The sequence below is a fragment of the Streptomyces sp. NPDC047525 genome (assembly GCF_040643025.1).
In the GTDB taxonomy this organism is placed as follows: Bacteria; Actinomycetota; Actinomycetes; order Streptomycetales; family Streptomycetaceae; genus Streptomyces; species Streptomyces durmitorensis.
The window spans coordinates 118,892-130,700 of the sequence record NZ_JBEYTL010000001.1; the positions used below are offsets into that span (position 1 = coordinate 118,892).

The window sequence follows — 11,809 nt, forward strand, 5'->3', positions numbered from 1 at the left end:
CGCGTGTGGCCAGTACAGAGGATTCAGCGTCCAGCGGCAGTGCGGCATCGGCGCCGGAGCCGACAGATCTGCAGTCGTTCGCGGTGCAGCTGCGGCGCATGAACGGCGAGATCAACCGGCTGATCCACGGCTTCGCCGCCGGTCACGACCTGCACGCGACCGACGTCCAGGCGCTGGCGGCCATTCTGGACTCGGACAGCCCGCTCACTCCCGGACGGCTGCGCGACCATCTGGGGCTGACCTCGGGCGCCGTCACCGCCTGCCTGGACCGCCTTGAACGGGCCGGACACATCCGCCGGTCGCGGGACAGCGAGGACCGCCGGGTGGTGCATCTGCACTACGCACCCGGAGCCAAGTCGGCGGCACGCACCTTCTTCCAGCCGCTGGCCGCCGCGACGGAGAACGCTCGCGTGCGGTTCAGCGAGGACGAACTGGCCGTGGTGGTGCGCTTCCTGGCCGCCATGAACGAGGAGCTCTCCGAGCTGCGAGGGCGTCAGCGCTAGGTTCGGGCACCCGCCGAGTACCCGTGACGAACAAGATGCTTCAATCATTGAGATTCTTATCCATTGAGGTATCGAGTCCGCAAGGAGATCCATGTCCACAGGTACGCGCGTGGCACGCTGGCTTGCCCCCGTCGTCCTGCTCGTCGCCTGGCTCGGCATCGGCGGCACGCTCGGGCCGTACGCCGGGAAGCTCGGCGAGGTCGCCACCAACGATCAGTCCGCCTTCCTGCCGCAGAACGCCGAGTCCACGCAAGTCATCGACGCACAGCGGAAGTTCCGTCAGGAGGAGACCCTCCCCGCGATCGTCGTCTGGACCGCGGACGGCGACACGCGGGCCGACGGAATCGATCAGGCCCAGAAGAGCGCCGCCACCCGGGCGCTGGCTTCCCTGAGTGACATGTCAGGGGTCACCAGCCCGGCATCCCCGGCCGTGCTGTCCAAGGACGGCCAGGCATTGCAAGGTGTCGTCCAACTGCGGCCCGACCTCGGCGAGGAACTGGAAGGCACCCTGGAGAAGGTCAGGGACGCCGCGGCCCGGGTGCCCGGGACCGATGCCCAGGTGGCCGGTCCCGCCGCCAGTCAGGCCGACCTGTCGGACGCCTTCGGCGGCATCGACGGCCTCCTGCTCGGGGTGGCCCTGATCACCGTCCTGGTGATTCTGCTGCTCGTCTACCGCAGCCTGCTGCTTCCGCTGGTCATCATCCTCGGAGCCGTCTTCGCCCTCGGCCTCGCCTGCGGAATCGTCTACGTACTGGCCGACCACGACATCGTCCGGGTCGACGGCCAGGTCCAGGGCATCCTCTCCATCCTGGTCATCGGCGCCGCGACCGACTACGCGCTGCTGCTCACCGCGCGCTTCCGTGAGGAACTGGCCGTCGGCCGCGACCGGGTCACCGCCATGCGGGCGGCCCTGCGCCGGTCACTCGGCCCCATCGTCGCCAGCGGCGCCACGGTCGCGCTCGGCCTGCTCGCCCTGCTCCTGAGCGACCTCACCAACAACCGCGCGCTCGGGCCCGTCGGCGCCATCGGCATCGCCTGCGCCGTCCTGAGCACGCTGACCTTCCTGCCCGCGGTCCTGATCCTCCTGGGGCGTACGGCGTACTGGCCCGCCAAGCCCAAGGCGGCCACGGAGAAGTCCGCGGGGCAGGGCGTGTGGACCAAGATCGCCTCGCTCGTCGACCGGGCGCCGCGCAAGGTCTGGGCGAGCACTCTCGTGGGCCTGCTCATCTGCACCGCCTTCGCCCCCACGCTCAGCTCCAAGGGCGTGCCCCTGGACGAGATCTTCGTCAACGACGCGCCCTCGGTGGCCGCACAGCAGACGCTCGGCGCGCACTTCCCCGGAGGCTCGGGCAATCCTGCCGTCGTGATCGCGGATGCGGACCGCGCCGAGCAGGTCACGGCCGCCGTCGAACGCACCGACGGGGTGTCCTCCGCCGCGGCCGTGAGCGCGTCCGGCCGGCCGGTTGCGGGCGGGGCGGGCGCGGATGAACTGCTCGTCGTCGACGGCCGCGTACGCATCGACGCCACTCTGCGGGACGCCGCCGACAGCGACGCGGCGAAGGACACCGTGGCGCGGCTGCGCGACGCCGTCCACGCGGTGAACGGGGCCGACGGACTGGTCGGCGGCTACACCGCGCAGCAGTACGACACGCAGCGGACCGCCGAGGACGACCGCCTGCTCATCGTCCCGGTGGTCCTCGCGATCATCCTGGTCATCCTGATCGGACTGCTCAGGTCGCTGCTCATGCCGGTCCTGCTGGTCGCGACGGTCGCGCTCAACTTCCTTGCCACTCTGGGAGTTTCCGCCCTCGTCTTCCAGCACGTGCTGGGATTCAGCGGCACGGACTCCTCCGTACCGCTCTACGGATTCGTCTTCCTGGTGGCCCTCGGCGTGGACTACAACATCTTCCTGATGTCCCGGGTCCGCGAGGAATCACTGCGCCACGGGGCGCGCGAAGGGGTGTTGCGCGGGCTGACCGCGACCGGAGGCGTCATCACCTCGGCCGGGGTCGTCCTCGCGGCGACCTTCGCGGCGCTCGGCATCATCCCGCTGGCCTTCCTCGTCCAGATCGCGTTCATCGTCGCCTTCGGCGTCCTGCTGGACACCCTGGTCGTCCGGTCGCTTCTGGTACCGGCCCTCGTGCGCGACATCGGCCCGGCGGCATGGTGGCCGGGTGTCCTCAGCCGCGGCCCCGACTCCCCGAAGCCGGGGCAGTCAGCGGCCGGCTGAGGAACCGGGGCAGGCCGCACGCGGGTCAGGTGCCCGCCGTCACCGGCGAGTCGGTCCTGTCGCCCACCGAGTCCTGCGTCGCGGACTTCGGGATGGGCCGGTCATGGCGCAGCGCGGACCACACCTTGTGCGATGCCTTGTCCAGTGGCAGGACCCGTCCCGAGTCCTGGGCGTCGTAGGTGACCGGCATGGTGACCATGTTGGTGCGGTCGGGGCTGATGCCCTTCAGCTCCTTGGCCAGACCGAGGAGCTTGTCCGCGGAGGCCAGTTCGGAGTCCGCGCTGATGGTCTTGGTCGCGGTGTCCGCCAGGTCGTAGGACTTGGCGGGGCTGCCCAGCGGGTCCACGGTGTCGGCGCGGTGGATCAGCGCCTTGATGAACGCCTGCTGGAGCTGGATGCGGCCCAGGTCGCTGCCGTCGCCCACGCCGTGCCGGGTGCGCACGAGCTCAAGTGCCTGCTTGCCCTTGAGCGTGTGCTTGCCCGCGCTCAGGGCGAGGCCGCTGTTGGGGTCGTGTATCGCCTTGCGGGTGGTGATGTCCACGCCGCCGAGCTCGTCGATGAGCTTCTGGAATCCCTTGAAGTCGACTTCGAGGTAGTGGTCCATGCGGACGCCCGACATCTTCTCGACCGTCTTCACGGTGCACGCCGGTCCGCCCACTTGGTAGGACGAGTTGAACATGGCCTGCTGCGCGCCGGCCGCCTTGCCGCCGTGCGGCTTCGCGCACTGGGGCCGCTCGACCATCGTGTCGCGCGGGATGCTGACGACCGAAGCCTTCTTGTGGGTCTTGTCGACGTGCAGGACCATCGCCGTGTCGGCGCGCGCTCCACTGACGCCGCTGCCGAACTTGCCGTGGGTTCCCGCCCGGGAGTCGGACCCGAGCAGGAGGATGTTCATCGAGCCGTTCTTCTGCTGGCTCGGCCGGTCGTGCCCGAGGGCGGCGTTCACGTCCGTGCCCTGGATGTTGCCGTTGAGGTGCTGCCAGGCGTAGGCCACACCGCCTCCGCCGATCAGGACCACTCCCAGGGCGCCCCATGCGACGTAGCGCAGAGTCTTCTTCCGCGGCTTGCGCCGGGAGCGCCTTACACGCGCGGGCCCGTAGGCGGGCGCTGCGGGGCCGTCGGCCATGTGCGCCTGCTGCTCGTCACCGCTCTCGTGCGGCATGCGCTGCCCCTTTTCGTTGACCGGTTGCTCAGTAGGCGGAGTCGACGTTGTCGATCGAGCCGTACTTGTCGGCGGCGTAGTTCGCGGCCGCGGTGATGTTGGCGACCGGGTCGGTCAGGTTATTGGGGGTGCCCGCGACGTGGTACGCGTCGAAGGTCGGCTGGATGACCTGCAGCAGGCCCTTGGACGGGGTGCCGTTCTGCGCGTTCACGTCCCAGCCGTTCTGGGCGTTCGGGTCACCGGCGGACTCGCGCATGATGTTGCGGTGCAGGCCCTCGTAGGAGCCGGGGATGCCCTTGGCCTTCATGATGCCCAGGGACTCCTTGATCCAGCCGTCGAGGTTGTCAGCGTAGGGCTTGTCGGCCTTGGCGGCCTGGGCTGCCTTGGTGGTCGCCGCGGTCGGCTCGGCGGCCTGGGCGGGCGAGGGGACCAGCGTGAGGGCCGCGGCCGCGGCACCGGCGGTGGCGATGCCGGCGACGGAGATCTTGCGCAGTCGGGTGATGCGGCCGGTGCGGGTCTGCGTCTCGGTAATGGCCATGCGGGGGTAACTCTCCAATGCGAAGTCTGTGTGGGGGGCTCGGTCGACCCGAGCGGATTCGCCCGGTGCGATCCCGGCTCCCCGGAACTTCAGCAAGGGTTAGCGGTGGCCGGAGCAGGACGCAATGATGTGACGTACTACCCCGGTACGCAGGACGCCCTGGTCAGAGGCCTCACAGGGGACTCGCGGCCGCCCGCGGGCGCCTCGGCGGTTCTACTACCGTCGTTAGCATGTGACGTGGCTCCTATGGGTGGGCTCACAGCCACGGCGACTTTTTACGGGTCTGCGGGGCTTGAAAACGGCTTCGGCGGGGTACGCGGCCCCGCTCAAGGCCGATCCAGCCTGATTTCGCTGCAAATGTGCAGGTCAGGTGGCCGTCGGCCTCGCGGTGAAGCGCGAAGGGGGCATACCGAAGGCGCGGGTGAAGGCGGCGGTGAACGCTGCGGGAGATGCGTAGCCGATGCGGGCGCCGACCTCGCTGACCGACGCGGTGCGCAGCAGCGGGACGGCCGCGAGCAGGCGTGCGCGGCCCCTCCAGGCGGCGGGACTGTCACCGGTCTCGGAGCGGAAGCGCCGGGTGAAGGCCCGTTCGCTCATGGCCGTGCTCGCGGCCCAGGCGGCGTTGGTGGCGTCGGCGTCCGGGGCGGACAGGTACGCGCGGCAGAGGCGCGCGAGGTCGGCGGAGGCCGGGATCCCCACGTGGAACGGGAGCGGGGCGCGCTCGGCGATCTCGTACAGGAGTAGCGCCGCGATGCTTCCCTCACGCCCGGCGAGGCTGTAGTCGGCGTCGAATTCGACAGCGGCCAGGAGCAGCTCGCGCAGCAGCGGCGGAACGTCCACGACCGTGCAGGTGGCCGGCCACCAGGGGACTGCACGCGGCTCGATGTAGAGGCTCCGGGTGCTCACCCCCAGCATGCGGACGTGGTGCCGCGTGGCGGGCGGGATCAGCACGGCGCGCTCGGGTGGAACGGTCCAGGTCCCCTCGGCGGTGTCGACGACCATGACGCCGGTGGCGCCGTAGAGGAACTGCGCGCGCCGGTGTTCGTGCCAGTCCAGTACGTGGCCGGGCGGGTAGTCGGTGCCGATCGGCAGGACGGCCCGGTCGACGTGGTCGACATCGGCCAGCGGGACGTTCTTCACCCGCCCATGCTAGTGGCTGACACGCGAAAGAAGAGGGCTGACCATCGCATGCGGGACGGCCGTCGCGACTGGTGGGGTGGGGCCCATGGACTTCGTGATGTTGACCGGGGTGGGGCTCCTCACCGGAGTGACGACCGTGTTGTTCGGCTTCGGTGGAGGGTTCGTCGCGGTGCCGGTCGTGGCGTGGGCGGACGCCGCGCTCGGCGGCGACGCGATGCGGGTGGCGACGGCCACGTCGGCCCTGGTGATGGTGGTGAACGCGGCGTTCGCGACGGCCGTCACACCGCGGCGGGTGCTTCTCGCGCTCCGCGGCAGCGGCGGGCTGCTGGTCCTGCTGGCGGCAGGGGCCTCGGTCGGGGCGCTCGCCACGCGCCTTGCTCCCGCCGATGTGGCGAGCTGGGCCTTCATCGCGTACGTCGGCCTCACCATCACGGACCTGCTCCTGCGCCCCGGCTTCCTCCGCCCCTACACCCCGGTCGAGGCGGCATCGGATGACGCTCCACGTCCACTGCCGCCCTCTCTCGGCGCACCGATCGGTGCGGTGGCCGCCTTTCTCGGCGTGGGAGGCAGTGTCATGACCGTCCCCGCGATGCGGCGGGCCGGGCACACGATGCGGGTGGCGACCGCGCTGGCCAACCCCCTCACCCTGGCCATCGCGCTCCCCGCCACCGCGGTGTCCCTGTGCGTGGCGGCGGTCCCCGCGGCGACCGACGCGCAGGTGCACCTGGTGGGTCTCATCGACGTCCGGGCCGCCGGCGCACTGCTTCTGGGAGCTCTGCCGGTCATCGCGCTGCTGAGACGCCGCCCGCCGCGCATCCCCGACCGCGTTCACGCCTGGGCCTACATCGGGCTGCTCGGCATGGTGGCGGTGGCGATGCTGCTCTTGGCCTGACGCGGTTGCTCCCCGACACCTGACACGGTTCGTGCCGGGGAGCGAGAGCAAGCACAAGGCGCGTCGGCTAGCGGGTGGCGCCGAGCCAGTCCTCGTAGCGGGTGGCGGCCACGCGCGCGTCCGGGCCCGCGACAAGAACGTCGCCTTCGACGGCGGCGAACATGCCCGCCGTCTCGTCGGTGACGACGCTGCGGGGGTCCTTGCGGGCCGACAGCGTGCGGCGGCCGAGCTCGTCGAGCGGGAAGACATCGGGGCCCGCGACGTCGAGCGTGCCGTTGAGCGGCGGGGCGGTGGCGACGTCGGCGAGGGCCTGGACCACGTCGGCCGTCGAGATGGGCTGGACGCGCGTGGCGGGCAGCCGGACGGTCTCTTCGTCGGCGGTCCAGGACATGACCGCGTCCATGAACTCGAAGAACTGGGTGGCGCGCACGATCGAGTACGGGGTGGGCCCCTGCCGCAGCAGGTCCTCCTGGAGCGTCTTCGCTCGGTAGTAGTCAAGCTGCGGTACCTGGTCGACTCCGACGATGGAGAGGATGACCTGATGACGGACGCCCGCGCGCTCCCCCGCGGCGAGCAGCTGCCCCGTGGTGGTGCGGAAGAAGTCCGGGGACGCTTCGTCGAACGTCGGCGAGTTCGACACGTTGACGACCGTGTCCGCGCCCTTGAGCGCCTGGTCGAGGCCCGCGCCGGTGAGCAGGTCGACTCCGGTCGACAGGGAGGAGGCGACCACCTCGTGGCCTGCCTCACGGAGCCGGGAGACGAGTTGGGAACCGATCAGCCCGGTGCCGCCGATGACCGTGATGTTCATGATCGTGCCCTTCTGTGAACCGAGTCCCACTGCTGTCGCAAACTCGGATACCTGATGTCCGAGATAATACTCGGATAGCCTGTGTCCGAGTCAACTGGGAGGACGCATGAAACTGTCCGGCGGCGTGGAGTGGGCACTGCACTGCTGTGTGGTGCTGACCGCGGCAACCGAGCCGGTCCCGGCCGCGCGACTGGCGCAGCTGCACGACGTCTCACCCAGCTACCTGGCCAAACAGATGCAGGCCCTGTCCCGGGCGGACCTCGTGAAGTCCATCCAGGGCAAGACGGGCGGATACGTCCTGACCAAGCCGGCCGCCGACATCGCGGTCCTGGACGTCGTCCTGGCCGTCGACGGGGCGAGCCCTGCCTTCACGTGCACCGAGATCCGCCAGCGGGGCCCCTTCGGCACACCGCCCCAGGACTGCACCAAGCAGTGCCCCATCGCCCGCGCGATGAGTGCGGCCGATGCCGCCTGGCGCGCGTCGCTGCAGGCGGTCTCCATCGCGGATCTGGTCGGCTCGGTGGAGCAGGACAGCGGGCCCGAGGCTCTGCCGAGCATCGGTACGTGGCTCGACGCGGCGAACGGTTCCGACGGCTGACGGACACGCGCTCGCGCCCATCGGCGATGTCGTCGCCGATGGGCGCGAGTGTCTCTTCGCGTACGCCTAACTACGCGCGGCGGGGGCGCGGTTGGCCGCGGCCCTGAGGCCGGCGACCGTGAACGCCACGACCAGCAGTGCGGCCAGCGCAGCCACCATCGCGGACAGGGCCGGAAGGGGAGCTGCCACCCCGTCGGGCCGCAGCACGTAGGCGAGCGTCTTGGAGTCGACCCGGTCGTCCACGAGGTGGCTGACGGCCAGCGCACCGGCCACCAGGGTGCTCGCCACGGCCACGACCGGTGACCCGCTCAGGATCAGCGCCACACCCGCCAGAGCGCAGAGGATGGAGACGCCGAGCGCGACGGAGAGGCCGAGGGTGGAGGCGTCCGACCAGTTCACCGGGAAATGAGCCGCCGCACAGAGCAGAAGAAGTACGCCTGCCACGCGACGCAGCCAGACCAGGGGTGTCGCGCCCTGTGCGGGCGTGACCGCGGCCGCCGGGACGGGTACGGGGCGGACGGCCTCGGCGGACGCCGCGCTCGGCGCTTCCGGGGCCTTGGCCCCGGAGTTGCCCCGAGTGCTGTCCGGAGTGCTGTCCGGAGCTTCGGCCTCGGTGCTGTCGGCGCCCTTCTGCTCTCTCAGGCTGCCGATCAGCTGCATCAGATCCTCGACAGACCTGGTCGTCCCTGCGGCGTGCACCGCCTCGGCGCCGCTGTGCGGATCGTGCGGAGGGCGGGACAGCAGGTGGACGAGACGGCTCACCTCCGGGATGGGCCGCTCCTCGGCGGCGTGCCGGATGGCCTCGTCCATGTGCTCGGCGGGGTGTTCCGGCGGGCCCAGGAGTTCCACCAGCCGGGTGACGTCGTCGACGGAGCGGGCCACGGCCGCCAGACGCAGTACCGAGGCTGCGGTGGTCACACCGTCAGGTGACTGCTCCAGGAGGGTGACGAGGTCGACGACGTCGTCCAGGGGCCGGGACACCACGGCGACGCGTATGAGCTCTTCCACCGCATCGTCGTCGGTGTCGGACGGCGCCTCTTCCGAGGCTCCGTCGCCGGTGTCGGGCGGTGCTTGTTCCGAGGGGCCACCGTCGGCGTCGTACGCGGTCGCTTCCGAGGGAACGCCGTCGGTGTCGTGGTCGGCTTCCTGCGGCCACGGGGCGGGCTGATCGCGCGTCGGGGCGCCGAGCTGCGCGGTGCCCCAGTGAACCGACGTCGAAACCAGAGGTTCGCCGGTCCCGGAAGTTTCCCCCGCGGCAGAGAATGACTCAGCGGCCATTTTCACTTCTCCATTTCAGCGGGACGTCCTCGTCCCACGTGTGTACGTGTCTCCCGTTTTATGCACGCTTCTTTCCACCCGCCACTGGAGGAGCCGCACGTCGGCACGTACTCCGCCGACGGGCCGTTGACCATGGATTTCATTTACGCGATGCCGATCAGTCGTCGGCTCCTGGCCCGGCGGTCCGACGGCCCGGGGAGACGCGCGTCGCCCCTCCCCGGCGGATGCCCTGAACCCCTGCCGCTGCACCTGGAGTTGGCATCCCACCGACGGCGCACCGCCCGGCCCGTCGCACCGGCAGCGGTGGCTAGGATGATCCAATGAGAAATCGGGGGCGCACACTCAAGGTCACGGCGACACTGGTGCTGTCGGCGCTTGCCCTGACCGGCTTCACGACAGGCCGGGGTCACGGCGGTGGCAGTCGCCACAGCAGCGGAGGCGGCGGAGGCGGCTGCAGCAGTTCGAGCCAGAACCACGACAGTTCGTCGTCGAACAGCTCCGACAGCTACGGGTCGTCCGGGTCGACGACATCGGGTTCGGATTACGACGACGATGACGATGCGTACGGCAGCAGCGGCGACGGGAGCAGCAGTACCAGCGGCGGCGCCTACAACCGGCGGCCGACCCACGGCTCCACCTCCTCCAGCTCCCCGGGCGGCGAGCGGATGGAGGACGCGAAGGCCAAGTTGGTGAGCTGCGCGACCAAGACTGCTCCGTACGCGACGGTCAAGGTCACGAACGGCAACGAGAAGACAGGCCGCTTCTGGGTGTCGGTCACCTTCCTGGACGCCGACGGCATCACCATCATCGAGGAGAGCGAAGAGGTCAAGGTGCCCGGGAAGGGCAAGAAGACCACCCGGATCGAGATCGGTGGCGAGGGCCTGGTCGACTCGGTCGATCACTGCGAAGTCACCCCCTACGCCGTCCCCACCACCAGCTGAGCGGTGGGGCCCCTGTCGCGACGACAGGCCCGTTCACCGTGACCGAGCCCCGTATAGGCACGCCCTATACGGGGCATCGGTTTTTGGTCGTGGACCTCCTCCTCTGTGACCGGCTTCACTGACCCGGTAGTTGGTGCGGCGACCGGTCGGGACCCGGTGTCGCACGGGGTTTCACAGTCGGCTCTCGGTACGCGACGCCGCTCCTGCCCCCGGGAGTGCCGCCTCTGCTCTGCGTGGAGCGCGCCGGTGAACCCCGCCCGTGCCTGGATGGAGGTTGCAATGACGCATGCCCCGAACCGTGCCGCGAGCGGCGCCGCAGGGAGCGCCGTGGTGAAGAGCAAGCCGTGGTACCGGCAGTTGTACGTGCAGGTGCTTGCGGCGATCGTCGTCGGAATCGTGCTGGGCTGGCGCTGGCCGGATCTCGCCACGTCGATGGAGCCGATCGGCACCACGTTCATCACCGCGATGAAGATGCTCATCGGGCCGATCGTGTTCCTGACGATCATCGGCGGCATCTCCGGGGTCTCCGACCTGAAGAAGGTCGGCCGGACAGGGCTGAAGGCGCTGACCTACTTCCAGGTGGGCACGATCATCGCCCTGGTGACCGGCCTGATCGCGATCAATCTCTTCCGGCTCGGCGACGGCGTGCACGCCAACCCCTCCGCGCTGGAGGTCTCCGGCGACGCCGGGCAGTACATCAAGGCAGGTGAGCACCAGCACTGGTGGGAGTTCCTGACGGGCATCGTCCCGGACAGCTTCTTCGGCGCGTTCGTCGAGGGCGACATCCTCCAGGTCATCTTCCTCGCGGTGATCTTCGGAGTCGCGCTGAAGTCGGTGGGCGCGGTGGGCGAGCCGGTCATCGCCGGGGTCAACCGGCTGACCCAGGTGGTGTTCAAGGTCCTGGCGTTCGTGATGAAGGCGGCGCCGCTCGGCGCGTTCGGCGCGATGTCGTACGCCATCGGGAAGTTCGGCCTCTCCACGCTGACCAGCCTCGGCTCGCTGATCCTGCTCTTCTACGTGACGTCGATCCTGTTCGTCGTGGTGGTGCTCGGCGGGGTGCTCGCGGCGTACGTGCGGCTGAACATCTTTCAGCTCTTCCGCTACTTCAAGGAGGAGTTCTACCTGGTCCTCGGCACCTCCACGGCCGAGCCCGCCCTGCCGGGTCTGATGCGGGGGCTCCAGTTCATGGGCGCCGAGCGCTCCACGGTGGGACTGGTCGTGCCGACCGGCTACAGCTTCAATCTCGACGGGGCGGCGATCTATCTGTCCCTGGCCACGCTCTACATCGCCCAGGCCACCGACACAGCGCTGTCCCTGGGCGCCCAACTGGGCCTGCTGGCTGTGATGTTGCTGACGTCGAAGGGCGCGGCCGGGGTCGCGGGCGGCGGCTTCATCGCCCTGACCGCGACGTTGTCGACCGTCGGTCATGTGCCCGCGGCCGGCATCATGCTGATCTTCGGCATCGACAAGTTCATGTCGGAGTGCCGTGCCCTGGTCAACTTCTACGGCAACGCGGTCGCCACCCTGGTCGTCGCCCGCTGGGAGGGGGGACTCGATCTGGAACGGGCCCGGCTTGTGCTTGCCGGGCAGATCAGGGAGGACGCCCTGCCACCCGGTGAGGGCGAGGCCGACACCGTGCCGCAGCAGGACACGGGCGGGGCGGAGAAGGCGGCTGCGCCGGGCGACGAGGCGGTGCACGCCCGCCGATAGGATCCGCCT

At 70.0% G+C, this 11,809-nt stretch carries 11 protein-coding genes; 6 read left to right on the forward strand and 5 right to left on the reverse strand.

All coding sequences use genetic code 11. The features are described 5' to 3' along the window. Nucleotides 1-5 precede the first annotated feature (5 nt). Nucleotides 6-503 carry a MarR family transcriptional regulator gene (locus tag ABZ833_RS00520; RefSeq protein ID WP_361039046.1) on the forward strand — a complete coding sequence of 166 codons (498 nt, stop codon included), beginning with the start codon at nucleotides 6-8 and terminating at the stop codon, nucleotides 501-503. 91 nt (nucleotides 504-594) lie between these two features. Continuing rightward, complete coding sequence (locus ABZ833_RS00525; RefSeq protein ID WP_361039049.1) at nucleotides 595-2,733, forward strand: efflux RND transporter permease subunit; 2,139 nt, start codon at nucleotides 595-597, stop codon at nucleotides 2,731-2,733. Between the two features lie 25 nt (nucleotides 2,734-2,758). Here ABZ833_RS00525 and ABZ833_RS00530 read toward each other — a convergent pair whose 3' ends face one another. From ABZ833_RS00530 to ABZ833_RS00540, 3 genes are all read right to left on the reverse strand, one after another. Continuing rightward, nucleotides 2,759-3,895: an LCP family protein gene (locus ABZ833_RS00530; protein WP_361039052.1), complete on the reverse strand. Its 1,137-nt coding sequence runs from the start codon at nucleotides 3,893-3,895 to the stop codon at nucleotides 2,759-2,761. Between the two features lie 28 nt (nucleotides 3,896-3,923). Next, a complete protein-coding gene (locus tag ABZ833_RS00535; RefSeq protein WP_361039055.1) occupies nucleotides 3,924-4,433 on the reverse strand; it encodes a transglycosylase SLT domain-containing protein in 510 nt (169 codons plus the stop codon). Between the two features lie 366 nt (nucleotides 4,434-4,799). Further along, nucleotides 4,800-5,573 (reverse strand): helix-turn-helix transcriptional regulator, encoded by a 774-nt coding sequence (locus ABZ833_RS00540; RefSeq protein ID WP_361039057.1) that lies wholly within the window; start codon nucleotides 5,571-5,573, stop codon nucleotides 4,800-4,802. Between the two features lie 85 nt (nucleotides 5,574-5,658). Here ABZ833_RS00540 and ABZ833_RS00545 point away from each other — a divergent pair, with 85 nt between their 5' ends. Further along, the gene (locus ABZ833_RS00545; protein WP_361039060.1) at nucleotides 5,659-6,465 is read left to right on the forward strand and encodes a sulfite exporter TauE/SafE family protein; all 807 of its coding nucleotides are present in this window, start codon (nucleotides 5,659-5,661) and stop codon (nucleotides 6,463-6,465) included. A gap of 67 nt (nucleotides 6,466-6,532) precedes the next feature. Here the strand turns inward: ABZ833_RS00545 and ABZ833_RS00550 are convergent, their stop codons facing one another. Next, entirely contained in the window at nucleotides 6,533-7,273 is a 741-nt protein-coding gene (locus ABZ833_RS00550; protein WP_361039063.1) for an NAD(P)H-binding protein, read from the reverse strand. Nucleotides 7,274-7,379: 106 nt separating this feature from the next. Between ABZ833_RS00550 and ABZ833_RS00555 the strand changes: the two genes are divergently transcribed. After that, complete coding sequence (locus tag ABZ833_RS00555; RefSeq protein ID WP_361039066.1) at nucleotides 7,380-7,871, forward strand: Rrf2 family transcriptional regulator; 492 nt, start codon at nucleotides 7,380-7,382, stop codon at nucleotides 7,869-7,871. A gap of 66 nt (nucleotides 7,872-7,937) precedes the next feature. Here the strand turns inward: ABZ833_RS00555 and ABZ833_RS00560 are convergent, their stop codons facing one another. Next, on the reverse strand, nucleotides 7,938-9,149 hold the full coding sequence (locus ABZ833_RS00560; protein ID WP_361039069.1) for a hypothetical protein: 1,212 nt from the start codon (nucleotides 9,147-9,149) through the stop codon (nucleotides 7,938-7,940). Between the two features lie 320 nt (nucleotides 9,150-9,469). On the opposite strand from ABZ833_RS00560, the gene ABZ833_RS00565 reads away from it, so the two are divergent. After that, nucleotides 9,470-10,090: a hypothetical protein gene (locus ABZ833_RS00565; protein ID WP_361039072.1), complete on the forward strand. Its 621-nt coding sequence runs from the start codon at nucleotides 9,470-9,472 to the stop codon at nucleotides 10,088-10,090. A gap of 279 nt (nucleotides 10,091-10,369) precedes the next feature. After that, nucleotides 10,370-11,800, forward strand: coding sequence for a C4-dicarboxylate transporter DctA (gene dctA / locus ABZ833_RS00570; protein ID WP_361039075.1), 1,431 nt, complete (start codon nucleotides 10,370-10,372; stop codon nucleotides 11,798-11,800). Nucleotides 11,801-11,809 lie beyond the last annotated feature (9 nt).

Coding starts and splice junctions, on each gene's coding strand:
- ABZ833_RS00525 (WP_361039049.1), top strand. CDS start 595: ATGTCCACAGGTACGCGCGTGGCACGCTGGCTTGCCCCCGTCGTCCTG.
- ABZ833_RS00530 (WP_361039052.1), bottom strand. CDS start 3,895: ATGCCGCACGAGAGCGGTGACGAGCAGCAGGCGCACATGGCCGACGGC.
- ABZ833_RS00535 (WP_361039055.1), bottom strand. CDS start 4,433: ATGGCCATTACCGAGACGCAGACCCGCACCGGCCGCATCACCCGACTG.
- ABZ833_RS00545 (WP_361039060.1), top strand. CDS start 5,659: ATGGACTTCGTGATGTTGACCGGGGTGGGGCTCCTCACCGGAGTGACG.
- ABZ833_RS00550 (WP_361039063.1), bottom strand. CDS start 7,273: ATGAACATCACGGTCATCGGCGGCACCGGGCTGATCGGTTCCCAACTC.
- ABZ833_RS00555 (WP_361039066.1), top strand. CDS start 7,380: ATGAAACTGTCCGGCGGCGTGGAGTGGGCACTGCACTGCTGTGTGGTG.
- ABZ833_RS00560 (WP_361039069.1), bottom strand. CDS start 9,149: ATGGCCGCTGAGTCATTCTCTGCCGCGGGGGAAACTTCCGGGACCGGC.
- ABZ833_RS00565 (WP_361039072.1), top strand. CDS start 9,470: ATGAGAAATCGGGGGCGCACACTCAAGGTCACGGCGACACTGGTGCTG.
- dctA (WP_361039075.1), top strand. CDS start 10,370: ATGACGCATGCCCCGAACCGTGCCGCGAGCGGCGCCGCAGGGAGCGCC.